The 26,010-nt window shown below is 72.4% G+C and carries 24 protein-coding genes and 1 pseudogene; 11 read left to right on the top strand and 14 right to left on the bottom strand.

Annotated elements, in window-relative coordinates:
• Positions 1–86: 86 nt before the first annotated feature.
• Positions 87–2,972, top strand: coding sequence for an aminomethyl-transferring glycine dehydrogenase (gene gcvP, locus ACSP97_RS06875; RefSeq protein ID WP_355155254.1), 2,886 nt, complete (start codon positions 87–89; stop codon positions 2,970–2,972).
• Positions 2,973–3,035: 63 nt separating this feature from the next.
• Here the strand turns inward: gcvP and ACSP97_RS06870 are convergent, their stop codons facing one another.
• The 4 genes from ACSP97_RS06870 to modA are packed head-to-tail and all read right to left on the bottom strand — an operon-like array spanning position 3,036 to position 6,330.
• Entirely contained in the window at positions 3,036–3,455 is a 420-nt protein-coding gene (locus tag ACSP97_RS06870) for a TOBE domain-containing protein (RefSeq protein ID WP_355155252.1), read from the bottom strand.
• Between the two features lie 27 nt (positions 3,456–3,482).
• Positions 3,483–4,562: an ABC transporter ATP-binding protein gene (locus tag ACSP97_RS06865; protein WP_355326740.1), complete on the bottom strand. Its 1,080-nt coding sequence runs from the start codon at positions 4,560–4,562 to the stop codon at positions 3,483–3,485.
• A 59-nt stretch (positions 4,563–4,621) separates the two neighbouring features.
• Positions 4,622–5,512: a molybdate ABC transporter permease subunit gene (gene modB, locus ACSP97_RS06860; protein WP_355326737.1), complete on the bottom strand. Its 891-nt coding sequence runs from the start codon at positions 5,510–5,512 to the stop codon at positions 4,622–4,624.
• Positions 5,509–6,330: a molybdate ABC transporter substrate-binding protein gene (gene modA / locus ACSP97_RS06855; protein ID WP_440556779.1), complete on the bottom strand. Its 822-nt coding sequence runs from the start codon at positions 6,328–6,330 to the stop codon at positions 5,509–5,511. The genes modB and modA overlap by 4 nt, the downstream gene beginning before the upstream one ends.
• A gap of 209 nt (positions 6,331–6,539) precedes the next feature.
• Between modA and ACSP97_RS06850 the strand changes: the two genes are divergently transcribed.
• Positions 6,540–7,022, top strand: coding sequence for a molybdopterin-dependent oxidoreductase (locus ACSP97_RS06850; RefSeq protein WP_355155244.1), 483 nt, complete (start codon positions 6,540–6,542; stop codon positions 7,020–7,022).
• 12 nt (positions 7,023–7,034) lie between these two features.
• Here the strand turns inward: ACSP97_RS06850 and ACSP97_RS06845 are convergent, their stop codons facing one another.
• The 5 genes from ACSP97_RS06845 to ACSP97_RS06825 all read right to left on the bottom strand — a co-directional run bounded on the left by ACSP97_RS06845 (position 7,035) and on the right by ACSP97_RS06825 (position 11,626).
• Positions 7,035–7,427, bottom strand: coding sequence for a TOBE domain-containing protein (locus ACSP97_RS06845; RefSeq protein ID WP_074996024.1), 393 nt, complete (start codon positions 7,425–7,427; stop codon positions 7,035–7,037).
• Between the two features lie 22 nt (positions 7,428–7,449).
• Positions 7,450–9,408 carry an amino acid transporter gene (locus ACSP97_RS06840; RefSeq protein ID WP_355155242.1) on the bottom strand — a complete coding sequence of 653 codons (1,959 nt, stop codon included), beginning with the start codon at positions 9,406–9,408 and terminating at the stop codon, positions 7,450–7,452.
• A 269-nt stretch (positions 9,409–9,677) separates the two neighbouring features.
• Positions 9,678–10,232: a hypothetical protein gene (locus ACSP97_RS06835; RefSeq protein WP_355326731.1), complete on the bottom strand. Its 555-nt coding sequence runs from the start codon at positions 10,230–10,232 to the stop codon at positions 9,678–9,680.
• A gap of 324 nt (positions 10,233–10,556) precedes the next feature.
• The gene (locus tag ACSP97_RS06830; protein WP_070028338.1) at positions 10,557–10,763 is read right to left on the bottom strand and encodes a DUF5999 family protein; all 207 of its coding nucleotides are present in this window, start codon (positions 10,761–10,763) and stop codon (positions 10,557–10,559) included.
• Positions 10,764–11,038: 275 nt separating this feature from the next.
• Positions 11,039–11,626, bottom strand: a complete 588-nt coding sequence (locus tag ACSP97_RS06825; protein ID WP_355155238.1) for a hypothetical protein — start codon at positions 11,624–11,626, stop codon at positions 11,039–11,041.
• A gap of 571 nt (positions 11,627–12,197) precedes the next feature.
• Here ACSP97_RS06825 and ACSP97_RS06820 point away from each other — a divergent pair.
• On the top strand, positions 12,198–13,715 hold the full coding sequence (locus ACSP97_RS06820) for a glutamate--cysteine ligase (RefSeq protein ID WP_355524824.1): 1,518 nt from the start codon (positions 12,198–12,200) through the stop codon (positions 13,713–13,715).
• 105 nt (positions 13,716–13,820) lie between these two features.
• Entirely contained in the window at positions 13,821–14,621 is an 801-nt protein-coding gene (locus tag ACSP97_RS06815; protein ID WP_355155234.1) for a CPBP family intramembrane glutamic endopeptidase, read from the top strand.
• Between the two features lie 12 nt (positions 14,622–14,633).
• Here ACSP97_RS06815 and ACSP97_RS06810 read toward each other — a convergent pair whose 3' ends face one another.
• Positions 14,634–15,446, bottom strand: a complete 813-nt coding sequence (locus ACSP97_RS06810) for a PhzF family phenazine biosynthesis protein (RefSeq protein ID WP_355155232.1) — start codon at positions 15,444–15,446, stop codon at positions 14,634–14,636.
• A gap of 82 nt (positions 15,447–15,528) precedes the next feature.
• Positions 15,529–15,918: a VOC family protein gene (locus tag ACSP97_RS06805; RefSeq protein ID WP_440556775.1), complete on the bottom strand. Its 390-nt coding sequence runs from the start codon at positions 15,916–15,918 to the stop codon at positions 15,529–15,531.
• 161 nt (positions 15,919–16,079) lie between these two features.
• On the opposite strand from ACSP97_RS06805, the gene ACSP97_RS06800 reads away from it, so the two are divergent.
• The 4 genes from ACSP97_RS06800 to ACSP97_RS06785 all read left to right on the top strand — a co-directional run bounded on the left by ACSP97_RS06800 (position 16,080) and on the right by ACSP97_RS06785 (position 19,832).
• Positions 16,080–16,760, top strand: coding sequence for a PadR family transcriptional regulator (locus ACSP97_RS06800; protein ID WP_364733398.1), 681 nt, complete (start codon positions 16,080–16,082; stop codon positions 16,758–16,760).
• A 241-nt stretch (positions 16,761–17,001) separates the two neighbouring features.
• Positions 17,002–17,559, top strand: coding sequence for a Clp protease N-terminal domain-containing protein (locus ACSP97_RS06795; protein ID WP_355155227.1), 558 nt, complete (start codon positions 17,002–17,004; stop codon positions 17,557–17,559).
• Positions 17,560–17,631: 72 nt separating this feature from the next.
• A complete protein-coding gene (locus ACSP97_RS06790) occupies positions 17,632–18,645 on the top strand; it encodes an EamA family transporter (RefSeq protein WP_355155225.1) in 1,014 nt (337 codons plus the stop codon).
• A gap of 209 nt (positions 18,646–18,854) precedes the next feature.
• The gene (locus tag ACSP97_RS06785) at positions 18,855–19,832 is read left to right on the top strand and encodes a DMT family transporter (protein WP_355155267.1); all 978 of its coding nucleotides are present in this window, start codon (positions 18,855–18,857) and stop codon (positions 19,830–19,832) included.
• Here the strand turns inward: ACSP97_RS06785 and ACSP97_RS06780 are convergent.
• Entirely contained in the window at positions 19,819–20,499 is a 681-nt protein-coding gene (locus tag ACSP97_RS06780) for a pyridoxamine 5'-phosphate oxidase family protein (protein WP_355155224.1), read from the bottom strand. The two genes, ACSP97_RS06785 and ACSP97_RS06780, sit on opposite strands and share 14 nt — an antisense overlap.
• 57 nt (positions 20,500–20,556) lie before the next feature.
• Between ACSP97_RS06780 and ACSP97_RS06775 the strand changes: the two genes are divergently transcribed.
• Positions 20,557–21,888, top strand: coding sequence for an aminotransferase class I/II-fold pyridoxal phosphate-dependent enzyme (locus tag ACSP97_RS06775; protein ID WP_440556773.1), 1,332 nt, complete (start codon positions 20,557–20,559; stop codon positions 21,886–21,888).
• 33 nt (positions 21,889–21,921) lie between these two features.
• Here ACSP97_RS06775 and ACSP97_RS06770 read toward each other — a convergent pair whose 3' ends face one another.
• Positions 21,922–22,863, bottom strand: coding sequence for a DMT family transporter (locus tag ACSP97_RS06770; protein ID WP_355155220.1), 942 nt, complete (start codon positions 22,861–22,863; stop codon positions 21,922–21,924).
• Positions 22,864–22,937: 74 nt separating this feature from the next.
• On the opposite strand from ACSP97_RS06770, the gene ACSP97_RS06765 reads away from it, so the two are divergent.
• Positions 22,938–23,840, top strand: a complete 903-nt coding sequence (locus ACSP97_RS06765) for a LysR family transcriptional regulator (protein WP_355155218.1) — start codon at positions 22,938–22,940, stop codon at positions 23,838–23,840.
• A 632-nt stretch (positions 23,841–24,472) separates the two neighbouring features.
• On the opposite strand, the pseudogene ACSP97_RS06760 reads toward ACSP97_RS06765, so the two are convergent.
• Positions 24,473–25,289: pseudogene (locus ACSP97_RS06760) on the bottom strand (IS5 family transposase).
• Positions 25,290–25,583: 294 nt separating this feature from the next.
• Between ACSP97_RS06760 and ACSP97_RS06755 the strand changes: the two are divergent.
• Positions 25,584–25,985: a hypothetical protein gene (locus ACSP97_RS06755; protein WP_355326711.1), complete on the top strand. Its 402-nt coding sequence runs from the start codon at positions 25,584–25,586 to the stop codon at positions 25,983–25,985.
• Positions 25,986–26,010 lie beyond the last annotated feature (25 nt).

Here is a 26,010-nt window from a genome sequence, read left to right as displayed (position 1 = left end):
AGGTCGAGATGACAGAGGGGGAGGCCGTCGGGGCACCCGCGCCGTGGTGCCCTTCGAAGGTCGCGTCAGACCAGGAGGCCTCCGCAATGACCGCCCATCGCATTCCGCTCTCCGAGCTCGAAGCGGGCATCCCCTTCGAACAGCGCCACATCGGCCCCGACCAGGAAGCGCGGGCCAAGATGCTCGCGCAGGTCGGCTACGGCTCCCTGGACGAGCTGACCGCCGCCGCGGTCCCGGATGTGATCAAGAACGCCGACGCGCTCGACCTGCCGGGCGCCCGCACCGAGGCCGAGGTGCTCGCCGAGCTGCGCTCGCTCGCCGACCGCAACCAGGTCCTCGGCTCCATGATCGGCCTGGGCTACCACGGCACCTTCACCCCGCCGGTCATCCTGCGCAACGTCATGGAGAACCCCTCCTGGTACACGGCCTACACGCCCTACCAGCCGGAGATCTCCCAGGGCCGCCTGGAGGCCCTGCTGAACTTCCAGACCATGGTCGCCGACCTGACCGGCCTGCCCACCTCGGGCGCCTCCCTGCTGGACGAGGGCACGGCCGCCGCCGAGGCCATGGCGCTGTCCCGGCGCATGGGCAAGAACAAGAAGGGCCTGTTCCTGGTCGACGCGGACGCCCTGCCGCAGACCGTCGCCGTGATCCAGACCCGCGCCGAGCCGACCGGCGTCGAGGTCGTCGTCGCCGACCTCAGCGAGGGCATCCCGGCCGACATCGCCGCCCGGGACATCAACGGCGTGCTGGTCCAGTACCCGGGCGCCTCCGGTGCCGTACGCGACATCAAGCCGCTGATCGAGCAGGCCCACGAGCTGGGCGCCCTGGTCACCGTCGCCGCCGATCTGCTCGCCCTCACCCTGCTGACCTCCCCGGGCGAGCTGGGCGCGGACATCGCCGTCGGCACCACCCAGCGCTTCGGCGTCCCGATGGGCTTCGGCGGGCCGCACGCGGGCTACATGGCGGTGCACGAGAAGTTCGCCCGCAGCCTGCCCGGCCGCCTGGTCGGCGTGTCCGTCGACGCCGACGGCAACAAGGCCTACCGGCTGGCCCTGCAGACCCGCGAGCAGCACATCCGCCGCGAGAAGGCCACCAGCAACATCTGTACCGCGCAGGTGCTGCTCGCCGTCATGGCCGGCATGTACGCCGTCTACCACGGTCCCGAGGGCCTGCGGACGATCGCCCGGCGCACCCACCGGTACGCCGCGATCCTCGCCGAGGGCCTGAAGGCCGGCGGCGTGGAGCTGGTGCACGGCGCGTTCTTCGACACCGTCACCGCCCGGGTGCCCGGCAAGGCCGCCGAGATCGTCGCCGCCGCCCGGGACAACGGCGTCAACCTGCGCCTCGTCGACGCCGACCACGTCTCCATGGCCTGCGACGAGACCACCACGCGGGCGCACCTGGCCGCCGTCTGGTCCGCCTTCGGCGTCGAGGCCGACATCGAGGCGCTGGACGCGAGCGCCGCCGACGCGCTGCCCGAGGCGCTGCTGCGCGGCGTCGACTACCTCACCCACCCGGTCTTCCACCAGCACCGCTCCGAGACCGCCATGCTGCGCTACCTGCGCAAGCTGGCCGACCGTGACTACGCGCTCGACCGCGGCATGATCCCGCTGGGCTCCTGCACCATGAAGCTCAACGCGACCACCGAGATGGAGCCGGTCACCTGGCCGGAGTTCGGCGCGCTGCACCCCTTCGCGCCCGCCGAGCAGGCCGAGGGCTACCTCACGCTCATCCGCGAGCTGGAGGACCGCCTGGCCGAGGTCACCGGCTACGACAAGGTCTCCCTCCAGCCCAACGCCGGCTCCCAGGGCGAGCTGGCCGGTCTGCTGGCGGTCCGCGGCTACCACCGCGCCAATGGCGACGAGGGCCGCACGGTCTGCCTCATCCCGTCCTCCGCGCACGGCACCAACGCCGCCAGCGCCGCGATGGCCGGCATGAAGGTCGTCGTCGTCAAGACCGCCGAGGACGGCGAGATCGACGTCGAGGACCTGCGGGCCAAGATCGAGCAGTACCGCGACGAGCTGGCGGTGCTGATGATCACCTACCCGTCCACGCACGGTGTGTTCGAGGAGCACGTCGCCGACATCTGCGCCCGGGTGCACGAGGCCGGCGGCCAGGTGTACGTCGACGGCGCCAACCTCAACGCGCTGGTGGGCCTCGCCAAGCCGGGCCACTTCGGCGGCGACGTCTCGCACCTCAACCTGCACAAGACGTTCTGCATCCCGCACGGCGGCGGCGGTCCCGGCGTCGGCCCGGTGGCGGTCCGCTCGCACCTGGCGCCGTACCTGCCCAACCACCCGTTGCAGCCGGCGGCGGGCCCGGAGACGGGCGTGGGCCCGGTCTCGGCGGCGCCGTGGGGCTCGGCGGGCATCCTGCCGATCTCCTGGGCGTACGTCCGCCTGATGGGCGGCGAGGGCCTCAAGCGGGCCACCCAGGTGGCCGTGCTGTCCGCCAACTACATCGCCAAGCGGCTGGAGCCGCACTACCCGGTGCTCTACACCGGCCCCGGCGGCCTGGTCGCGCACGAGTGCATCATCGACCTGCGCCCGCTGACCAAGGCCACCGGCGTGAGCGTGGACGACGTGGCCAAGCGCCTGATCGACTACGGCTTCCACGCGCCGACCATGTCGTTCCCGGTGGCCGGCACGCTGATGATCGAGCCCACCGAGTCCGAGGACATCACCGAGCTGGACCGGTTCTGCGACGCGATGATCGCGATTCGCGCGGAGATCGAGAAGGTCGGCTCCGGCGTCTGGCCGGCGGACGACAACCCGCTGCACAACGCGCCGCACACCGCGGGTGCGCTCGGCGGCGAGTGGACGCATGCCTACAGCCGCGAGGAGGCCGTCTTCCCGGCCGGTGTGTCGGTGGCCGACAAGTACTGGCCGCCGGTGCGCCGCATCGACCAGGCCTTCGGCGACCGCAACCTGGTCTGCTCCTGCCCGCCGCTGGACGCGTACGAGGACTGACCGGTCCGCGGCGAACCGCGCGCCCCGAGGGCCCCGTCCGGATGTCCGGGCGGGGCCCTCGCCCTATGCGGTCGCCAGTGCCACTTCGGTCGCCTTGACCAGCGCCACCACGTCGGAGCCCACGAACAGGCCGAGGTCGGCGGCCGCCTCCTTGGTGACGGCCGCGGTCAGCTCGCCGCCGGGGACGGCGATGCGCACGGTGGCCATGACGGCGCCGGTGGTCAGACGGGTGATGGCGCCGGGGAGCTGGTTGCGGATCGACAGGCCCGCCACGCGGTGCGTGGCGAGGGAGACCTCGGTCGACTTCACCAGGGCGCGCACCGGCGTGCCGGGCGCGAGGGCCAGGTCCTCGGCGGCGTCCCGGGTGATCGCCGCGGTCAGGTCCTGCCCGCCGTCCAGACGGACCTCGACGATGGCCATCGCCTCGCCGGGGTGCACCGCCGTGACGGTGCCGGGGAGCTGGTTGCGGATGCTCAGGGTCATGGTCACCCACCGTAGGCGCCCGAGGGATCAGGCCGGGTACGCGTGGGTCTGCGTCGCTTTGACTGTCGCCCAGACCGGTGCACCGGGACGCAGTTCCAGCTCGGCCGCGGCCATCGTGGTGAGGTCGGCGGCGAGGGGGAGTTCACCGGTGAGGTCGGCGCGGATCCGGTCGCCGTGGGTTTCGAGGCCGGCCACCTCGCAGCGCCACAGATTGCGGGCGCTGGCGCCGGTGGGCCGGTCCCGGTAGAGGGTCACGGCGGACGGCGGGAAGGCGACGAAGGCCGGTCCGGACAGCTCCTCGGTGGTGGTGATCTCCGGCCCGGCGTCCAGCCGTACGGTGTGGCCCGCGGCCTCGCCCTGGTAGAGGTTCAGGCCGACGAGCCGGGCGATGTAGTCCGTGCGCGGGCGGCGGGCGATGTCGGCGGGGGCGCCCTCCTGGACGACCCGGCCGTGCTCCACGACCACCAGCCGGTCCGCGAGCACCATGGCGTCCAGCGGGTCGTGCGTGACGAGGACGGCGACCGCCTCGAACTCGGCCAGATGGTGCCGCAGCCGGGCCCTGACCTCCAGCCGGGTGCGGGCGTCGAGGGCGGCCAACGGCTCGTCCAGCAGGAGCAGCCGGGGCCGGGTGGCGAGCGCGCGGGCGAGGGCCACGCGCTGGGCTTGGCCGCCGGAGAGCCGGCGCGGCTTGGCGCCCGCGTGCTCGGCGAGCCCCATGCGCTCCAGCCAGGCCGCGGCCACTGCCCGGGCCTCCGCCTTGCCCAGGCCCTGGCAGCGCGGCCCGAAGGCCACGTTGTCGAGGGCGGACAGGTGCGGGAAGAGCAGGTAGTCCTGGAAGACGACGCCGACCGGGCGGGACTCCGGCGGGACCCGTTCCAGCGGGACGCCGTCGAGCCTCAGACGGCCCTCGGTCAGCGGCACCAGACCGGCCAGCACACGCAGCGCCGTGGTCTTGCCCGCGCCGTTGGGGCCCAGCAGCGCGACCACGTCCCCGGGCGCCGCCGTCAGCGCCATGTCGAGGCGGAAGGACCCGCGGTCCACGACGAGCCGCGCGTCGAGCCCCTGCCGGTCCGTCCGCGGCAGCCGCGGGGCGTCGACGTCGGTCATCGGTTCGCAATCCTTCGCTACCGGGCTCGTGGGCCTCGCCCGCCGTCCTGTCGGCATGGTCACACCCCTGTCAGCCATCGGTCGCGCAGTCCCGCCAGCACCGCGATGGAGACGGCCAGCAGCACCAGGCTCAGCGCGATCGCGGCCTCGGGGTCGTTCTGCAGGGCGAGGTAGACCGAGAGGGGCATGGTCTGGGTACGGCCGGGGAAGTTGCCCGCGAAGGTGATCGTGGCACCGAACTCGCCGAGGGCGCGCGCCCAGGCCAGCACGGCGCCCGCCGCGATGCCGGGCGCGATCAGCGGCAGCGTGACCCGGCGGAACGCGGTGAAGCGGGAGGCGCCCAGGGTGGTCGCGGCCTCCTCGAAGCGGGGGTCCGCGGCGCGCAGGGTGCCCTCGACGCTGATGACGAGGAACGGCATGGCGACGAACGCCTCGGCGAGGACGACGCCCGCGGTGGTGAACGGCAGCGTGATCCCGAACCAGGAGTCCAGCCACTGGCCGACGACGCCGTTGCGGCCCAGGGCGAGCAGCAGGGCCACCCCGCCGACGACCGGCGGCAGCACCAGCGGCAGGGTCACCAGGGCCCGCACGAAGCCGCGTCCGGGGAAGTCGGTGCGGGCCAGCAGCCAGGCCAGCGGCACGCCGAGGACCAGGCTGACGGCGGTCGCCGCGGTGGCGCTGACCAGCGACAACTGGAGCGCCTGCCACACCTCGGCGCTGGTCAGCCGGTCCGGCAGGCTGCGCCAGGGCGCGCGCACCAGGAGCGCGAGCAGCGGCACCAGCAGGAACGCCAGGGCCAGCACGCCGGGGAGCAGCAGGGGCAGCGGCGCGCCGCGGCGGCCCGCGGCGGCGGTGCGCCGGGCGCCCGTGCCCCCGGTGGCGGTACGGCGGCGGCGCGGCCGGTCCGTGCGGGGGCCGGTCGCGGCGCCGGGTCCGGAGGGAGCGGTCATGGCTTGAGGAACCCGGCCGCGCCCAGCACCTTCTGGCCCTCGGCGGAGCGCACGAGGGCGATGAACGCCTTGGCGGCCCCGGCGTTCCCGGAGTTCTTCAGCAGGGCGATCGGATAGTCGTTGACGGCCTTGGCGGACTCGGGGAACTCCACGCCCTCCACCTTGTCACCCGCGGTGTGCACATCGGTCTTGTACACCACCGCCGCGTCGGCCTCCTTCAGTTCCACCTTGTTCAGGGCGCTCTTGACGTCCTGCTCGTAGGAGACCGGGGTGAGCGTGAGGCGGGCGGCGTCCAGGGCCTTCTGCGCGGCGGCGCCGCACGGCACGGTCCTGTCGCACAGGACGACTTTGAGGCCGGGCTTGGTGAGGTCCTTGAGGGAGGCGACCTTGCCGGGGTTGCCGGGCAGGGTGGCGATCTCCAGCTGGTTGCGGACGAAGGTGGCCGGGGCGCCGGCCGCGTCCCCGGCGTTGGTGACGGTCGCCATGGTCTTGGGGCTGGCGGCGGCGAAGACGTCGGCCGGGGCGCCGCTGGTGATGCTGGCGGCGAGGGTGTCGCTGCCGCCGAAGTTGAACCTGACCCGGGTGCCGGGGTGCTGCCGCTCGAACTCCTTGCCCAGGGTGGTGAAGCTCTCCTGGAGCGAGGCGGCGGCGAAGACGGTGACCGTGCCGGACGGCTTCGAGGAGGCCGAGCCGGAGGTGTCCGAGGCGGCACCCGCCGAGTGGGACGAAGCGGAACAGGCGCTCAGGGCCAGCAGGGCGGCGGCTCCCGTGCCGGCCGGCCGCAGCACTCGCCGGGTCCGGCGCACGGAACGGGTCATCACGGATCTACTCCTCGGATCGACGGATCGACGGTCGCGCCCTGACACGGCCGTGGTGTTCCGGTCGTGCCGTGATGATGATACTGCCGCATCTGCCAGGTGTAAGGCCCTTGTTGCTTCGCATGAGCCATGATCCTTCGGGGAGTGGCTTGCATGTGCGTTTGTATGGCACTCCGTGGCGGGTACCGTCCGGCAGGAGGTGGTCGCAGATGACCCTCGCCCGGCTCGCCCTGACCGGTGATCTCGTGAGACCCGCCCGGCTGACCGTGCCGGACCTGCTGTCCTGGCCGCAGCACCGGGTGGCCGTCGGCTTCGAGTGCGCGACCAGCGGCATGCGGCACCACCGGTTCACCGGGCCGCGGCTGTACGACGTCCTGGCCGACGCGGGGCCCGGCTTCGACCCGGGGCGCCGCAAGGACCGGCTGCGCTTCCTGATCGCCGTCACCGGCACCGACGGCCATCACGCGCTGCTGTCCTGGGCCGAGATCGACCCGGACTTCGCCGACGCCCCGGTCCTGCTCGGGGTGAGCATCGACGACACCCCGCTGGACGCCGCGGGCCCCCAGCTGGTGCTGCCCCAGGACCGCTGCGGCGCCCGGCACATCAGCGCGATCACGGCGATCCGGGTGGACGGGGGGTACGCGGGCGCCGGCCCGGCACAGGGCGCCGCCGCTCGGGCACCGGCGCGGTGAGGAACGGCGGGGTCAGGCGCGATCGATGTGCACGTTGGTCGACTTGACCCGGGCCGTGGCCTCCATGCCGACCTCCAGACCGAGTTCCTCGACGGCCTCGCGGGTGAGCAGGGACACCAGCCGGTGCGGGCCCGCCTGGATCTCCACCTGGGCGGCCACGTCACCGAGCTTGATCGCGGTGACGATGCCGGGGAAGGCGTTGCGCACGGAGGTGTAGGAGGGCTCCTCCTCGCCGCCGCCCTTGGCCAGTTCCACGGAGAACGCGGCCAGGTCCCGGCCGTCGATGAGCCGCCTTCCCGCCTCGTCGCGATGGGTGGCCACCCGGCCCGCGTCGGCCCAGCGGCGGGCGGTGTCCGGGCTGACGCCGAGCAGCCGCGCCGCCTGGCCGATGGTGTAGTCCTGCATGGCGATCACGATAGGGCCGGGCTCAGCCCGTGTGCACGCGCGGCCGGCGGGCCCGGTCCGGCTCCGCCTCGCGCAGCACCTCGCGGGTGACCGGGGCGACCTCGCCCTGCCCGAAGAGGAAGAAGCGCAGGAAGTTGGCGAACGGGCTGCCCTCGGTCCACTCGAAGTAGATGTGGGGGGTGCAGCCGGTGATGTCACGCACGTGCAGCAGCAGCGCCGCCAGGGCGTTGGGGATGGAGGCCGACTCCAGGGTCAGCACCCGGTACCGCCCGTGCAGCACCTCGCCGCGCACGGTCAGACTCGCCTCGAACTCCGACGGGTCGGTGACGGTGACCTCGACGAAGACGAAGTCCTCCTGCTCCGGCATGTCGTTGTCGGCGCGGATCTGCTCGATCTTGTCCCGGTACTCGGCCTTGTCGCGATGGCCCGGCTCATTGGCGATGAACCGTATCTTCCGGCTGGCCATGTCTCGGATGAAACGTTCCGCCAGCGGGTCGAGCGTCACGCTGGTCACGCGCAGCTCGAAGGCGCGGGCCAGCCGGGACAGCAGCGAGACCAGGATGATGCCGACGATGAAGCAGGCACCGATCTTCACACCGTCCGGTCGCTCGATCACGTTGACCACCGTGGTGTACAGGAACACCACCGAGATCACCGCGAAGCCGATCGTCCACCGGCGCTGTCGCGCCTTGCGGGCGGCGATGGTCACCGCGATCGCAGCGGAGCTGATCAGCACCAGCACACCGGTGGCGTAGGCGCCGCCCTGTTTGTCGACGTTGGCGTCGAAGATCCAGGTCACCAGGAAGGCGATCAGCGTGAAGACGATGACCATCGGGCGCACCGCCCGTGCCCAGTGCGGGGCCATGCCGTACCGGGGCAGATAGCGCGGCATCAGATTGAGCAGCCCCGCCATGGCGGACGCGCCGGCGAACCACAGGATGGCGATGGTCGAGACGTCGTAGACCGTGCCGAAGGCGCCGCCGAGGTACTGGTGCGCGAGGTAGGCGAGGGCACGGCCGTTGGCCTGGCCGCCCGGCTTGAACTCCTTCTCCGGGATCAGCAGGGTGGTGACGAAGCTACTGGTGATCAGGAACGCGCTCATGATGACGGCGGCGGTGGTCAGCAGCTTCTTGGCGTCCCGGATCCGCCCGGTCGGGTGTTCCTCGGTGTCGCCCGGGTCGCCCTTGACGTGTGGCATGACGGCCACACCGGTCTCGAAGCCGGACAGGCCGAGGGCGAGCTTCGGGAAGACGATCAGCGCCACGCCGATCATCACGAAGACATTGCCGTGTTGCGTGGTCAGGGCGTTGGTCCAGTCGGTGACCACGTGCTCGGCGGTGAGGACGTGCCACAGGCCCACGATCACGACGACCAGGTTGAGCGCGAGGTAGACGCCCACCAGGGCGACCGCGACGCCGATGGCCTCCAGGAAGCCCTTGAGGAACACCGCGCCGAGCAGCGCCACCAGCAGCAGGGTGATCAGCATCTGCCGGCCGTGCAGGGCGTCGGTCAGATGCGGGTTCTCCACCAGGTGGGTGGAGGCGTCGGCGGCGGACAGTGTGATGGTGATCAGGAAGTCCGTGGCCGCGAACCCCAGCAGGGTGAGAACGAACAGTTTGCCCTTCCAGAAGGACAGCAGCCGCTCCAGCATGGCGATGGAGCCCTCGCCGTGCGGACTCTCCTCCGCCACCCGGCGGTAGACCGGCAGGGCGCCGGCCAGGGTGACCAGCACCAGCACGATGGTCGCCAGCGGCGAGATCAGACCGGCCGCCAGGGCCGCGATGCCCGGCTGGTAGCCGAGGGTGGAGAAGTAGTCGACACCGGTCAGGCACATCACCCGCCACCAGCGCTGGCCCTTGTGCGGGGGCTCGGGCTGTGCGTGCGGTCCGGTGTGGCCACCGCTCTTGCCCATGTCGGACAGGCCCTCCAGCATCCAGGCGCGCAGGCGGCCGGTACTGGGAGGGCGCTCGGTCGTGGCCATTCGGTGTGCTCCTGAGGTGGGGCTCAGCTCTTTTCGGCCATCCCACGGACGGCGGCACCAGCGTAAGCGGAGAGTGACGCCATGGCCCCCGGATCCAGGGCCGGGAGGCGTCAATCTTGCGTTAAGAATGGCCCGGTGAAGCCGGAGTCGCATCAAGAAGGAGCGGAGCGGGGGGTGGGACGAGGGGCGCCTCCGGGGGTGGGGAGCGGATACCGAGTGTCATCGCGGGGGAGGGGGAGCGGGCGTCCGGGGACGCCCGTGCGGCGGGCTCATTCCAGACCGGACGCCTTGAACACGGCCAGCGCGGTCTCCCGGTCCACGCGGCGGGCGAGCCGGTGCAGGGCGGTGGTGCCGCAGCGCAGGGTGCCGGAGGCCTCGGCCCGCCGGGCGCCCTCGTCGAGCCGGTACCACAGGGCGGGGTTGCGGATCAGCACCTCGGGGTCGATCTCCATCCGGTTCCCCAGGGCGTCGCGCAGCAGCAGGCGAGGGGTGACGCCGTCCAGCGGGTACACCACCGCGAGCAGGTCGGTGCGGATCCGGCGGGTGCGCAGCAGGCGCCTGCCGGCCAGCCAGCCGTCGCCGGCGGTGATCCGCGCCGGGTAGAGGACGAGGCCCAGCAGCGCGGCCAGCGCGCCCCAGAGCAGACCGCGCCACCAGGTGAGGGAGCCGGCTGCGGCGTCGATGCAGAGCAGCAGCACGAACAGGGCGACGGCACAGCGCACCGCGGTGCGCACCTCACCGGCCCAGCCGCGGTCGTACGCGATCGGTCCGGCGGGCGGGGTGGGGCTCGTCACCCGGGACCGGATGTCGTCGCTGTGCTTCATGACTCAGACGGTAGACAGCCCCGGGCCCGACGGCACGACGCCTTGACGGCGCCCTGACGGACGGACCGGGTTTCTTGACGGGACGTGAAGGGGGCGGTGTGCGGTGGGCGTGTCGCACGGTCCGCGGGTGTCCACCGGGGGAGGTCTTCGGCGACATGGAGGCGAGGACCGGCCACGACCGCGTCCCCGGCAGGCGGGCCCGGCGAGGCGTCTCGCCGCAGGGCCGGCCAGTCCCGTGCCGGGGAGGAGGCGGCGGGCCGGGCATGCGTCGGGGCCGGGCGCACCGGGTGGGTGCGACCGGCCCCTGCCGTCCCTCCGAGCGGTTCAGGCGGCCGTCATCACCTCGCCCGCGCCGAGCGGGCGGTGCGGGGCGATGACGCGGCCGTCGGGCAGCAGCTCACCGGTGTCCTCGAAGAGCAGGACGCCGTTGCACAGCAGACTCCAGCCCTGTTCCGGGTGGTGCGCCACGAGACGGGCGGACTCCCGGTCGGCGGACTCGGCCGGCGGGCACGGTGGCTGGTGCTTGCACATGGGTGGGATCTCTCGCTCTGTGGTGGTCATGGCCGTCCCCCCGTAAGTAGTCGGTCGGAACCCAGTGTTGCCCTCGGGGCGTGGTTCCGCAGGGATTTCGAGGCAGCGCTTCCCACAGGTTGAGGACGCATCACCCGGGCGGGCGGTTCAACCCAACTGCACTGTCAATTCGGGTGGTTCGCCGTGGCCGAAGCGGACTAGTCCGTCGGTGGCATCGGGTGCGGACGCCACCGTACCCCGCCGCCTCGGGGCCGCGGGGTACGGATGGGACGGGTTCAGGCGGCGGGTGAGCCGAGCAGCGGGAGACGGCTGGCGCGCAGGGCCAGGACCGGCAGCAGATCGGCGACCCGGTGCGGCAGATGGGCCGCTATGCCGGGCGGCGCCGGGGCCAGCGGTACCAGCAGATCGGTGTCGGCGGGACGCCCTTCCGTGCCGTCACCGGTGATGTCGCCGTGCAGCCACAAGGCGAGCATGTAGAGGCCGGGTATCGACAACAGCCTCGGCTGATAAGGAAGTTGAAGAGTCTCTGCCTGCTGGAGGGCGAGTTCGGTGGAGGCGACGTAGGGGCCCTCGAAGAAGTGCGAGAAGGCCCAGCCGTCAGGGGTGAGCATGGTCTCGGCCGCGGCCACCGCACGGTCGCCGCAGCGGATCAGAAAGCGCCAGCCGGCCAGCCGGGTGGTGGCCGGGCTCGGTGCGGTGAGTCCCTCCAACACATGGACGGGCAAAGGGAGTTCGGGCTCCGTCGGCCCCTGCGCGGCACGCAGGGAGGGAGTGCGGGCCTCACGGACCGCGGTGGGCGAACCGAGGGCGGTGAGGACGGAGCGCAGGGCGGGCGCGGGGGCAGGAGGAACGTGCAGCGGCATGGTGGGTCGCCTCTCATTCGACAGGCGCGGCGGCGCGAGGGAGGTGGGGCGGACGGCGCTGTCTGCTGACGGAAGGCCGGAGAGGTGGGGGCCGGATCGGTGAAGAACGAGGGTGCGGCTCGCCCTGCCGTCCGTCAACCGGCGCGGCAGGAATGCGGCATGACCAGGACCGAGGGCACCACCCTCCCGCCTTGTGGACGAAGTTTATACGACATGTGTTCAACCGGAGTTTCAGCTATCGGATTCCGGCGGAGCCCGCAAGGCGAAATCAGGCCGTCGATATGCGGAATTCCTCCCGATTTCCGGGCCGGTCACCCGCCGTTGACCTCGGCATACGCTCCGGTAGCGGACGGCCGAATGGCGTCGGCGTTTTCGACCAGGGCGTTCGGGGCACCCGGAGGTGCAGCTGCCGCATGCCCCGTGAATGTGCCGCGGGGAACATTCCGACAGCGTAGCGGGGGCCCGGGCCGGATGTGACGTTATCGATCGCTTTCACTGGGCATTACTCCACCTGACCCGCCAGCCCCGGCGGCCGGAACGCCGGCCCGCCCATTCGAGGAGGGAAACTTCGATGGGGGAGAAGGTCGTGGCAGGGCAGTTCGACCTGTCCGATCGCCAGCGCTACCGCGAAAAGCTCCAGAAGTGTCTGACGGGGCTGGAGCGGCTACTGGCCGAGAAGCGATTCGACCGCCCGAAGAACCTCATGGGCGTGGAGATCGAATTGAATCTCGCCGGTTCCGACGGCATGCCCAAAATGTTGAACGGCCAAGTGCTCGAACGGATCGCGAGCCGTGACTTCCAAACGGAACTCGCGATGTTCAATCTGGAGGTGAACATCGCGCCGCACCGGCTGGGCGGCCGGGTCTTCGACCGGCTCGCCGAGGAGCTGCGCACCTCGCTCGCCTACGCCGACCGCAAGGCCACGGAGGTCGACGCGGGCATCGTGATGATCGGCATCCTGCCCACCCTGGACCGGGACGACCTGGTCTCCTCGAACCTCTCCGAGGTCGACCGCTACACCCTGCTCAACGACCAGATCGTGGCCGCCCGCGGGGAGGACTTCCGGCTCGACATCGAGGGCGTGGAGCATCTGAGCTGCACCTCCAAGTCCATCGTCCCCGAGGCCGCCTGCACCTCCGTGCAACTCCACCTCCAGGTCACCCCGGACCGGTTCGCCGACGTGTGGAACGCGGCGCAGGCGGCGAGCGCCGCGCAGATCGCCGTGGGCGCGAACTCGCCGTTCCTGTTCGGGCACGAGCTGTGGCGCGAGTCCCGGCCCCCGCTCTTCCTCCAGTCCACCGACACCCGGCCGCCCGAACTCCAGGCGCAGGGCGTACGGCCGCGCACCTGGTTCGGCGAGCGGTGGATCTCCTCGGCGTACGACCTGTTCGAGGAGAACCTGCGCTACTTCCCGGCGCTGCTGCCGATCCGCGACGACGAGGAGCCGCTGGAGGTCATCGAGGCCGGAGGCACACCGAAGCTCGCCGAACTGGTCCTGCACAACGGCACGATCTACCGGTGGAACCGGCCGGTGTACGGCGTCGCGGACGGCGTGCCGCACCTGCGGGTGGAGAACCGGGTGCTGCCGGCCGGGCCGACCATCACCGACGTGATCGCCAATGCGGCGTTCTACTACGGCCTGGTGCGCGCCCTCGCCGAGGAGTCCCGGCCGGTGTGGACACGGCTGCCGTTCGCCGCGGCCGAGGCCAACTTCGACGCGGCGTGCCGGTACGGCATCGACGCGCGCTTCGTCTGGCCGCGCCGGGGACGGTACGGCGGCACGGGCGAGGTCGACGCGGTCACCCTGGTGCGCGACGAGTTGCTGCCGCTGGCCGCCGCGGGGCTGGACGCGTGGGGCGTCGAGCCCGCCGACCGCGACCTCTACCTCGGTGTCATCGAGGAACGCTGCCGGCGCCGGGTCAACGGCGCGTCCTGGCAGGCGGCCACCTTCCACCGCGCGCTGGAGCAGGGCATGTCCCGCGACGCCGCCCTCGCCGCGACGACGCGCCGCTACGCCGAGCTGATGCACGTGGGGGAGCCGGTGCACACGTGGCCGGTGGGACTGCCGGAGCCGGTGCCGCTGGGGTGAGCCGGTCAAGGGCGGGGCCGGCGGCCCGGCCGGAGGCCCGGTGACGTGTTCTCCCCGGTGCTTCTGCGATCCTTGCCTGCAAGGTCGCGAGGTCGGGAGGCAGGGGTGCAGGTGGAGGCTGAGCCGGGAGTCGACCGCGGGGTGCCCGAGCGCGGGGCCGGGCGGATCCTGCGGGACGAGACGATTCTCGTGCTCGCGCTGTCGCTCGGCGCGAGCGGGGTCTCCGCACTGATCAGCTTCATCGGCTCGGTCACCAAACCGGGCGGCCTGAAGGACCAGGCCGCCACCCTCAACGCCTCGGCCGCGCCGGGCCGCCCCTGGCTCGACCTCGCCTGGCAGCTGTTCGGCATCGCCACCGCCCTGGTCCCGGTGGCGCTGGTCGCCCACCTCCTGATCCGCGAGGGCAGGAGCCTGCGCACCCTGGGCTTCGACCGCACCCGTCCCGGCCCCGACCTCCTGCGCGGCGCCGCGGTCGCGGCCGTGATCGGCAGCACCGGTATCGCCTTCTACCTGGCCGCCCGGGGCCTCGGCTTCAATCTCACCGTCGTGCCCGAGGCCCTGCCGTCCGTGTGGTGGAAGTACCCGGTGCTGATCCTGTCCGCCGTGCAGAACGCCGTACTCGAAGAGGTCATCGTCGTCGGCTATCTGCTGCGCCGGCTCGGCCAGTTGGGCTGGACCACCGGGGCCGCGCTGGTGGCCAGCGCGGTCCTGCGCGGCTCGTACCACCTCTACCAGGGCATCGGCGGCTTCCTCGGCAACCTGGTCATGGGCGTGGTGTTCGTCTGGCTGTACCGCCGTTGGGGCCGGGTCGGCCCGCTGGTCGTCGCCCACTCCCTGCTCGACATCGGCGCGTTCGTCGGCTACGCCCTGCTCGCGGGCAGGGTGGGCTGGCTGCCGACGGCCTGAGTTTCCGTCCGGTCAGGCGTGCAGATCGCCCTCGACGACGGTGACCGCGCGGCCGGTGAGCAGGGTACGGTCGCCGCGCAGCCCGGTGCGCACCAGTCCGGTGCGGCGGGAGGCCTGGAGGCCGGTGAGGTCGTCCCGGCCGAGGCGGGCGGACCAGTGCGGGGCGAGCGCGGTGTGCGCGCTGCCGGTGACCGGGTCCTCGTCGATGCCGACGTTCGGGAAGAAGCAGCGGGAGACGAAGTCGTAGCCCAGTGACGGGTCTTCGGCCCGCGCGGTGGCGATGATCCCGCGGGTGGAGTAGGTGCCGAGCGCCTTGGGGTCGGGGGCGAGGCCGAGGACCGTCTTCTCGTCCGCCAGCTCCACCAGCAGGTCGCCGACGTTCGGGCCGGTGTCGAACGCGGCGACCGGCTCCGCGCCCAGCGCCTCGGCGACCCCGGGCGGCACCTGGAGGGGGGTGAGCGGAGCGGTGGGGAAGTCGAGGGTGATCGACCCGTCCTCGGCCGGGGTGGCGATCAGCACGCCGCTGCGGGTGGCGAACCGCACCGGCCCCTGGTGGGCCCCGGTGGTGTGCAGGACGTGCGCCGCGGCCAGCGTGGCGTGCCCGCACATCGCGACCTCGGTCACGGGCGTGAACCAGCGCAGCGCCCAGTCCGCCTCGCCGCCCTCGGGGAGCCGGTGGGCGAACGCCGTCTCGGCGTGGTTGACCTCCATGGCGACGTTCTGGAGCCAGTCGTCGGCCGGGAAGACGTCGTCCAGGAGCAGTACGCCCGCGGGGTTGCCCGCGAAGGGCCGGTCGGTGAAGGCGTCCACGATTCGAATGCGCATGGCACGAAAGCTAGCGGCCGTGACGAGCCCCCATCCAAGGCCAATTCGCGGGCCCTGGCCTGCTTTCGGACCGGCGGGCCGGTCAGCGGAGGTAGTCCGTGCGCCCCTCGTCGTCGAGTTCGAAGGGGCCGTCGGGGATGATGCAGAACTCGTTGCCCTCGGGATCCGCCATCACCAGGAACCCGCCGTCGTCGTACTCCTCCAGCCGGCGTCCGCCGAGCGCCTCGACGCGCTGTTGCTCCGCGGCCGGGTCGGGTGAGGTGACGTCGAAGTGCATGCGGTTCTTCACGGACTTGGGCTCGCCGGTCCGCTGGAAGCCCAGGCCCAGGCCGTTCTCGCGCCGCAGCCACACGTAGGGTCCCGTGCGGCCCACGACCGGCCGGCCGAGCAGCTCGGACCAGAACGCGGCGAGCCGCTCGGGGTCGGCGGCATCGACGATGAGGGCATTGATCTGCAGAGGTGAGTCCGTCATGTCCTGATCCTCTCAGTCGCGTGGGACCGCTCGGCCCGCGACAGCTTGTTCCCGTTCCCGAAAGGGTCTTGGCATACGATCGGTTCCGATATATCGTTGAAGCATCGCGAACGAGACGCGATGCAGACGTGAAAGATCGACGATGGGATGGAGTGATCGCGATGCGTACGCATGGACACGGACACGGTGGTCACCGGCACGAGGGCTTCGGCCGGCGCGGCGGCCCGGGGATGGGCGGCTTCGAGGCGCGGCGCGCCGCGTTCGGGCCGTTCGGTCCCGGGGGTCCGGGCGGCCCCGGGGGGCCTGGTGGTCCGGGGTTCGGCGGGCCCGGTTTCGGTGGGCCCGGGTTCGGGCCGGGTTTCGGGCCCTGGGGGCATCGGGGGCGTGGCGGACCGAGGGGGCGGGCGCGGCGCGGTGACGTGCGGGCCTCGATCCTGGCCCTGCTGAAGGAACGGCCCATGCACGGCTACGAGATGATCCAGGAGATCGCCGAGCGCACCGGCGGCGCCTGGAAGCCCAGCCCCGGATCGGTCTACCCCACCCTCCAGATGCTGGAGGACGAGGACCTGATCGTCAGTGAGAGCGAGGGCGGCAAGAAGCTGTTCTCCCTCACCGACAGCGGGCGTACCGCCGCCGAGGAGGGGGCGGACGCGCCGTGGGAGGAGGCCTCGCGCGGGGTCGACTGGGAGGCGCTCGGCGAGGTCCGGCAGGCCGGGGCCGGGTTGATGGAGGCCTTCGGGCAGGTCTGGAAGACCGGCACCAAGGAGCAGCGCGAGAAGGCGCTCACCGTCATCAACGAAGCCCGCAAGAAGCTGTACCTCATCCTCGCCGACGAGGACTGAGGGCTGGGGGCCGAGCACTGGCGACGGGGGCGGACGCCCCGCGGGACGACGGCCGCGGGGCGGTCGTCACCGGCCGGTCCTGTTCGGGTCTCCGGCGAACCGGCGCGCGCCACCGGGGCGGAAGGGGCGAAATCTCCTCCCCAAGGATGAGATTCCGGCCGGTGATGTCCACTCTGTGTGGGACGCCCAGATGGTTCCCGTCGTGGATGACTCGGCCCGTTGTGACTGATGGGGTGGGGTTGTGCACTTCCGTACCGCCCGTCCGACCGCCCCTGAGGGGGCGCACTCCCATCCGGACGCCGCCGGGCTCGGCGCCGAGCTCGCGGCGGTGGTCGCCGGTGCCCGCCGCAGGGCCGTCCGGGACGGCGACCGGCACGTCGACACCGCCCATCTGCTGCACTCCCTCCTCGAACAGGACCCGGAGGCGCGCTCCCTCGTGGGTGGCCCCGCGCAACTCGCCCGGCTCCTCGGCTACCTGGTGCAGCGCAGCATCGGTTACGGCCTGCGCTGGCAGGGCAGCGTCGAGGACTCGGGCGCGCTGCCCGTCGTACCGCGTCCCGCCACCGGCGAGGCCGGGGACTGGTCGCCCGCCGCGGCCGCCGCGCTGGCCCACGCCCGGGAGCGGGCGCGGCGCCGCGGTGAGCGCGGGGCCACCGGGCCCGATCTGCTCGCCGGGCTCGTCGCCGATCCGGCCTCCCGGGCCGTCGAGGTGCTCGAACGCGCCGGTGTCCACGCCCATGAACTGACCGCCCGCATCGAGGCCCGCGCGGGGGAGTTCGTCCAGGACGCGAGCTGCTGAGGACCGTCCGGCCGTCCACCCCATGAGACAGGTGTCAACGGGGGTGACGCTCCTGACGGCGCCTGTCATCATGTGCCCGTGCGTACGACGGAGAGCAGGAAGAACGGTCGGGCGGTCGCCGGCAGAGGGGTGGGCCTCGGCCTCGCGCTCGTCTCCGCGCTGGCCTTCGGCGGGTCCGGGGTGGCCGCCAAACCGCTGATCGAGGCGGGCCTCGACCCACTGCACGTGGTGTGGCTGCGGGTGGCCGGCGCCGCCGTGGTCATGCTGCCGGTCGCCGTACGGCACCGCGCCCTGCCGCGCCGCCGCCCCGCGCTGCTCGCCGGGTTCGGACTGCTCGCCGTCGCCGGTGTCCAGGCCTGCTACTTCGCCGCCCTGTCCCGCATCCCGGTCGGCGTGGCGCTGCTCATCGAGTACCTGGCGCCCGCGCTGGTCCTCGGCTGGGTGCGGTTCGTGCAGCGACGGCCCGTCACCCGCGCCGCCGCCCTCGGCGTGGTCCTCGCGGCGGGCGGCCTCGCCTGTGTGGTGGAGGTCTGGTCGGGGCTGAGCTTCGACGCGCTCGGCCTGCTGCTCGCGCTCGGCGCCGCCTGCTGCCAGGTCGGCTACTTCGTCCTCTCCGACCAGGGCGCCGACGCGGGCGAACGGGCGCCGGACCCGCTCGGCGTGATCGCCTACGGCCTGCTGGTGGGCGCCCTGGTGCTGACGGCCGTCGCCCGGCCCTGGCGGCTGGACTGGTCCGTCCTCGCCGGCTCCGCCCGGATGAACGGCACCGCCGTACCCGCCCTCGCCCTGCTGCTCTGGATCGTGCTCGTCGCCACGGTGCTCGCCTACGTCACCGGTGTGCTGTCGGTACGACGGCTTTCCCCGCAGGTCGCCGGGGTGGTGGCCTGCCTGGAGGCGGTGATAGCGACGGTGCTGGCCTGGGTGCTGCTCGGCGAGCACCTGTCCGCGCCGCAGGTCGTCGGCGGAGCCGTCGTCCTGGTCGGCGCCTTCATAGCCCAGTCCGCCGCGCCCGCCGAGGCGCCCGCGCGACCGGTGGCGGCGGGCGGCCCCGACCGGGAGTTGTCCGGGCACCGCACGTCCGCTTAAGGTGCTGATCATGCCGTCCACGCTCGTTCTTCCGCCCCCCGCCGCCTGAGGCGGGCCTCCGGGACATCCGCCCGGCGCGATGAGCGCCGGGCCGGACGGTGCTGCCCGCAGACGAAGTCCGCGCGCCCCGCTCCAGCGGGTCGCCCCCGAACTTCCGCACCCCTGTGGTGCGTTTCTGCGGAGAAACTCTCTTGTCGAACGAATCGAACGTGTCGAACGCCGCCTCCGGCCTGCCGGTCGGGCGTGGCCTGCTCTATCTGATCGTCACCGGGGCCGCCTGGGGCACCGCGGGCGCCGCCGCCTCCCTGGTCTACCGGACCAGCGCCATGGGCGCCTTCGGCCTCTCCTTCTGGCGCTGCGCGCTGGGGCTCCTGCTGCTGCTCGCCGGCCGGGGCCTGCGCCCGAGGACCCGCCCGGCCGCGGCCGGACCGCTGTCGCACCGGGTGCTGCGGGCCCTCGCCACCGGCCTCGGCCTCGCGGTGTTCCAGACCGCCTACTTCGCGGCCGTGGCGGCCACCGGGCTCGCCGTGGCCACCGTCGTCACCCTCGGCGCCGGCCCCGTGCTCATCGCGCTGGGCGCCCGACTGCTGCTCGGCGAACGGCTCGGCGCGGGCGGTGTCCTGTCGGTCGCCGGAGCCGTGGCCGGGCTCGCCGTGCTGACCTTCGGCGACTCGGCCGCGACGGTCCGCCCGGCGGGCGTGCTGCTCGCGCTGCTGTCGGCCGCGGGCTACGGCGCCATGACCCTGCTGACCCGCTGGTGGGGCCGGGACGGCGGCGCGGACGCCTCCGACACCACGGTGTGGTCGTTCGCGGTGACCACCCTGTGCCTGCTGCCGTTCGCCCTGCACGAGGGGCTGCTCCCGCACACCGCCCACCCGGCCCGGCTGCTGTGGCTGCTGTGCTACATCGCCGCCGTGCCCACGGCGCTCGCGTACGCCCTGTACTTCGCGGGCGCGGCCGTCGTACGGTCCGCCACCGTCTCCGTGATCATGCTCCTGGAGCCGGTGACCGCGGCCGTGCTCGCCGTGCTCCTGCTCGGCGAGCGGCTCAGCCTCGGCACCGTGGCCGGCACCCTGCTGATGCTCACCGCGGTCGCGGGCCTCACCGTGAGCGAGGCGACCCTGCGCAGGGCGGGCCGGGCGACCGGCGCGGACGAGGGGGGCCTGCCCGGCCTCAGCGCCCGGTGAGGTAGTCCGGCACCTCGATCCCGGACGTCAGGTCGGCGTTCGGGACCGGGGCCTCGTAGCCCTTGCGGAGCGGGACGACACCGGCCCAGTGGGGCAGGGCGAGGTCCTCGGGCTCGTCGTTGGCGCCACCGGTGCGGACCTTCGCCGAGACCTCCTGGAGGTCCAGCCGGATCACCGCGGTGGCGGCCAGTTCCCTCTTGTTCGCCGGCCGGGAGTCGGCGGCACGCCCCGGCACCACGTGGTCCACCAGCGCGTCCAGGGCCAGCCGCCGCTCCTCGGGGTCGGTGACCTGGTACGCGGTGCCGTGCACCACCACCGAGCGGTAGTTGATCGAGTGGTGGAAGGCGGAGCGGGCCAGCACCAGGCCGTCGACATGGGTCACGGTCACGCACACCGCGAGGCCCGGGTCGGGGGCGCCGGCCATCCGCAGCGGGCGCGAGCCCGTCGAGCCGTGCAGGTAGAGCCGCTCGCCCACCCGGCCGTAGAGCGTCGGCAGCACCACCGGCGCGCCGTCACGGACGAAGCCCAGGTGGCAGACGTAGCCCTCGTCCAATATCGCGTGCACCAGTTCCTTGTCGTACGCGGCGCGCTCCGCGGAGCGCGTGGGCACGGTGCGGTCGGTCGGGGTGTAGACGGCGGACTGGGTGTCGGCGGTGGTGCCCGGCATGGCGGTCCCTCCAGGGCGAGGCTGCATCCAGCATTGCACTAGTGCATAATTGGTTTTGTGCTAGGAGAGTATCGGATCGAGGGGCGCGGCGCAGCAGAGATCGCGGCCGATGTGGAGCGCGCGGTCGGCGCGGGACAGCTGCGGCCGGGTCAGGCCCTGCCGCCCATGCGGGAGTTGGCGACCCGGCTGGGGGTGAATCCGAACACCGTCGCGGCCGCCTACCGCACCCTGCGCGAGCGCGGGGTGATCGAGACGGCGGGACGGCGCGGCAGCCGGGTGCGGCCCAAGCCCGTCACCACCGGACGCGATCAGCTGCGGGTGGAGGTGCCCCCGGGCGCCCGCGACCTGTCCACTGGCAACCCCGACCCGGCCCTGCTGCCCCGTCTTGCCCCGGCGCTCGCCGCGGCGGCGGAGGCGGAGGACCGGCGGCCCGTCCTCTACGGCGACGACCCCGTCGACCCGGAGCTGGCCCGGATCGCCCGCGCCGAACTCGACGCCGACGGCGTCCCCGAGGCGCCGCTCACCGTCGCCTCCGGCTCCCTGGACGCCATCGAACGCGTCCTCGCCGCCCACCTCAGGCCGGGTGACGCGGTGGCCGTCGAGGATCCCGGCTGGGGCAGCGCCCTCGATCTGATGCCGGCGCTGGGCCTGCGCACGGTCCCGGTGACCGTGGACGACGACGGGCCGTGCCCCGAGGACCTCGCCCGCGCCCTGGCCGCCGGCGCCCGCGCGCTGATCGTCACCACCCGGGCCCAGAACCCGACCGGCGCCGCGGTGACCGCCGAGCGCGCCGCCGCCCTGCGCGCGGTGCTGCGCGAGCACCCGCAGACCCTGCTGATCGAGGACGACCACGGTCACGGCATCGTGGACGTGCCGCTCCACCCCCTCGCGGGCACCACCCGGCACTGGGCCTTCCTGCGCTCGGCCGCCAAGGCCTACGGCCCCGACCTGCGCCTCGCGGTCCTCGTCGGCGACCCCGTCACCGTCGACCGGGTGCGCGGGCGCCAGCGCCTCGGCCCGGGCTGGGTCAGCCTGCTGCTCCAGCGCGCGGTGGCCCACCTGTGGGCCGGGGGCGCGGTGGACCGGGCGGCGGTCGCGGGGTCGTACCGGGCCCGGCGCGAGCCGCTGATCGGCGCACTCGCCCGGCGCGGCGTCGAGGCCCACGGGCGCAGCGGCATGAACGTCTGGATCCCGGTACCCGACGAGACCACCGCGGTGGCCCGCCTCCTCCAGGCGGGCTGGGGCGTCGCCCCCGGCGCCCGCTTCCGCCTCGCCGGCCCCCAGGCCGTCCGGGTCACGGTCTCCCCGCTCACACCGGAGGACATCGAGCCGCTGGCGGACGCGATCGAGGCGGCGGTGCGCCCCTCGCCGGCCCGCGTCTACGGCTGACGGCGGGCCCGCGAGGGGCGCGGGGCCCCGGAGCTACGCGCCCTTCCTCGGCCGCACCTGCGTCAGGGCCGCTCCGGCCAGCACGATCACCGCTCCCACCGGGGTGTTCCAGCGCAGCGACTCACCGAGGATCGCCACCCCGGCCGCCGTGGCGATGACCGGGATGAAGTACGTCACCATCTGCGCGGTGGTGGGTCCGACCTCGGCGACGAGCCCGTACTGGAGGAGCACGGCGAGCCCGGTGCCCAGCGCGCCCAGTGCGGCGATCGCCAGCAGCGGCACCACCGCGAAGTGCCGGGGCATGCCCGTGAACAGGGGTGTCACCACGGCCAGTTGCACGGTCGCCAGCAGCAGCTGCCCGCCGGTCATCGACAGGTGCGAGTTCCCCGTGCCGGCCAGCGTCCGCCGGACGTAGATCCAGCCCACCGGGTAGCTCAGCGAGGCGAGCAGGGCCATCGCCGTGCCGGTGGCGTCGAGGCCGTGGAAGCCCTGCCACGCGCCGAGGACCGTCAGCACCCCGAGGAAGCCGAGGCCGAGCCCGGCCACGCGGACCCGGGTGGGCCGGTCCTCGGAGAGGGCGACCACGGACAGCAGCATGCCCCACAGGGGCGAGGTCGCGTTGCAGATGCCGGCCAGGGTGGAGGGGATGGTCAGCTCGGAGTAGGCGAAGAGGGAGAACGGCAGGGCGTTCAGGAAGAACGCGGCGACCGCCATGTGCGCCCACAGCCGGCCCCCGCGCGGCAGCCGCTCCCGCTTGACCGCCATCGCCGCCACCAGCACCGCCGTGCCGAACACCAGTCGGCCGAGGGTGACCTGGAACGGCGCGTACCCGCTCGTGCCCACCTTGATCAGCAGGAAGCTGAAGCCCCAGATCAGGGAGAGGGCGCCGAAGCGGAGCCGCCAGTCGAGGCGGGGGCGGGCCGGGGCGGGTGTGGCGGTGGGGGACTGTGTCCGGGTTGCGGTGACCGTGCTCATGACGACAACAATGCGGGAGCAAACCTCGTAGCACAATCGAGAAATCACACCGGGTATCTCTTAGGATTGCTTATATGTTGAATCTGGAGCGCCTACGCACCCTCGACGCCCTGGCCCGGCACGGCTCGGTCAGCGCCGCCGCCGACGCGCTGCACGTCACCACGTCCGCGGTCTCCCAGCAGCTCGGCAAGCTGGAACGCGAGGTCGGACAGCAGCTGCTGGCCAAGAACGGCCGGGGCGTCCGGCTCACGGACGCGGGCCGGCTGCTGTCCGAGCACGCGGCGCGCATCCTGTCGCAGGTGGAGCTGGCCGAGTCGGATCTGGAGGCGCAGCGCGGGCAGGTCGTCGGCGAGCTGCGGCTGTCCGCGTTCCCCACCGCCGCCCGGGGGCTGTTCCCCGTGGCGCTGCAGGCGCTGCGCGCCCAGCACCCGGGGCTGCGGGTGCGCTCCAGCGAGCTGGAACCGGAGCAGGGCATCGCCGGTGTGGTGCGCGGCGACCTCGATCTGGCGGTGGTCCTGGACTGGTACAACAAGCCGATGCCGGTGCCCGACGGACTGGTCAAGGCGCCGCTGCTGGACGACCCGGCCGAGGTCGCCATGCCGCTCGGGCACCGGCTCGCCCACCGCGCCGAGGTGGACCTCGCCGAGTTCGCCGACGACGAGTGGATCACGTGGGGGGAGGGCGAGTTCTGTCACGAGTGGCTGATCTTCACCCTGCGCTCCAAGGGCGTCGAACCGATCGTCGGCCACCGCGCCGGCGAGACCCACACCCAACTCCAGCTGGTGGCCTCGGGGTTGGGGGTGTGCATCGCGCCGATGCTGGGCCGCCACCCGGTGCCGGACGGTGTGGTCCTCGTACCGCTGACCCAGCGGGTGCGGCGGCACGTCTACGTCGTCTGGCGCGCGGACGCCGACCGCCGCCCCTCCATCCGCGCGGCGGTGGAGGCCCTGCGCACCGCGGCCGAGAAGCTCGACTGAGCCCCGGCCCGGTGGACGGGCGCGCGTCTTCCCTCCTCGGCGCGCCCTGCCGCGCGACCTCGGCTGCCGGCCCCCGACCGCCACCGGCCTGGCCCCGCCGCCCGCAGGCGCCCCCGGTAATCTGGGGCGATGCTCAAGGAAGTCACCGCGACCCGCTACATCACGCCCCTGCGTGAGGGCGCCGCGAAGGGCCCCTGACCTGCGGCTTTATGCATGCACATTATGTGCGGTGTGGGCGTTGCGGGCGATATCTTTACGCTGAAATGACGCTCGTGACGCTCATTTGACGCTCGTCCTGATGGGGTGTCAGGCGGATTGTCGGGCAGGTCAGACTCTGTCAAGGTGGCGAGCATCGATGGGGCGCTCAGGACAGGCGACGCTGCGCGCAGGCCTACCGAGTCGTGCTGGTCAGATGTCCCGGAAGAGACCAGTCAGCATGTTGACCTGCCATGATGAGGAGTCTTTGGTCGCTGACCTGCACGAATGGTCTTTCAGTTGTTTCATGCTCGTGCCGGTTGATGAAGCCGGAAGTCCCAGAGAAGTCCCAGAGGACTCCCACGGCTGACGGGTACCCTCAGCGTGCGCAGGGACCACACGTCCACCTGCTCGGACAGGGCAGCCGCCACCGTGTCCTACGTGGTGACCCGGACGAGTCGCTCGTAGCAGCACAGGGTGGCGGCGAGTCCGAGAAAGGCCAGGTAGTTGCGGGGATCGCGTTCGTATCGGGGCTGAGCCGGCGGTAGCCGGACAACCACGACATGGTGCGCTCGATGACCCAGCGGCGGCGCCCTAATCGTTCGCTGGACTCGATGCCCTTACGGGCGATGCGCACTCCGATGCGCTTGCCCCATAGCCATCTGCGCAGGTCAGCACGGTCATAGGTCTTGTCCGCATGCAGGCGCTGGGGCTTGAAGTACCGGCCGCGGTAGGGGTCGTGTCTCGTTTGGTGACCCTCCACCATCGGTTTCAGCCCTTCGCTGTCGTGGCTGTTGCCAGCCGAGACGCCGACGAGGAGAGGCAGCCCGTTCGCGTCCGACAGGACGTGCATCTTGGAACCCGGCCTGCCCTGGTCCACGGGGCTCGGACCTGTGTGTTCGCCCCCTTTTTAGCCCGGACGTGGGCGGTGTCGAGCACGACGCGGCTGACGTCGATCAGGTCGGCGTCGTCGAGCCGGTGCAGCACCGCCTCGTGCAGCCGCCCCCAGACGCCGGCTCTCGACCAGATGAGGAGCCGACGATGGGCGGTCGACTTCGAAATGCCGAAGCAGAGCGGTAGTTGGCGCCAGGCGCAGCCGCTGACCAGTACGTAGATGATGGCCGCGAACAGCGTCTCATCAGGAGTGTCCTGCGTTCCGCCGCACTGCGGCCGCACCCTCGACGGCGGGATCAGCGGCCTCGCGATCTCCCACAGCCCGTCCGGAACAATCCGACTCCACGTCCCCCGCCCCATACCGAGGTCAACGACCCCTCACCACGTAGGACACGGTCTAAGGCTGTCCCTGCACGCTGCTCCCTCGATCACCGCCCCAAGGGCGGCCCGTCGCGAAGGAGCCCCGCGAGCAACGCGCACCTGCACCGGGAGATAGCCTGCGGCTCCGCAGTTCCGGTGGGGAGCTGTGTTCGGGTACCGGTCAGGGCTGTGGCACGCCTGTGCTTGGGATGCGCATGCCCGCGGCCGAGGGAAGAGGAGAAGATGGCGCAACGGGCTCCGTCGGCGCGGCGTTCCGCGGGCACCGAGACCGCGGTGGACGTGCTGCTGCGATGGACGTGGATCCGTCGGCGCTCGCCTGCTCAGGACATCGAGGACTTCAGGAACGGTCAGCCGTTGCAGGTCGTCGGATTCACCAAGAGCATCGGAGGGGCGGTGATGACGTCGATCGGCCGAGGAAGGAAGATCGCTCGTCTCAGGAGTGGATTCCTGCGGTGTGCCGTGGGAGAGATGCCGGTCTGGACCGACCGGGCAGGCGGAAAGAAGAGCACTACTCTGAGACCACCTTTTGCGTTGAAACCTGTCGAGGGCAAGGTGCGTGCGGCGCCGAAGTTCGAGCGCTACGACCTGAGTACTGCGGAGGGGACCTACGACCTGGCGGTGCCGAAGAAGGACGCGGATCTCGTGCGATACGTCTTCGGGCAGACAGGGGACTGAGAGCCCTGCTCGGTCGGCTGCCCTG

Origin of the sequence: Streptomyces sp. SCPE 10 (genome assembly GCF_051980735.1) — a bacterium.
In the GTDB taxonomy this organism is placed as follows: Bacteria; Actinomycetota; Actinomycetes; order Streptomycetales; family Streptomycetaceae; genus Streptomyces; species Streptomyces misionensis.
The sequence above is the reverse complement of the archived record's forward strand: the minus strand, read 5'-3'. Positions and strand labels throughout refer to the sequence as shown.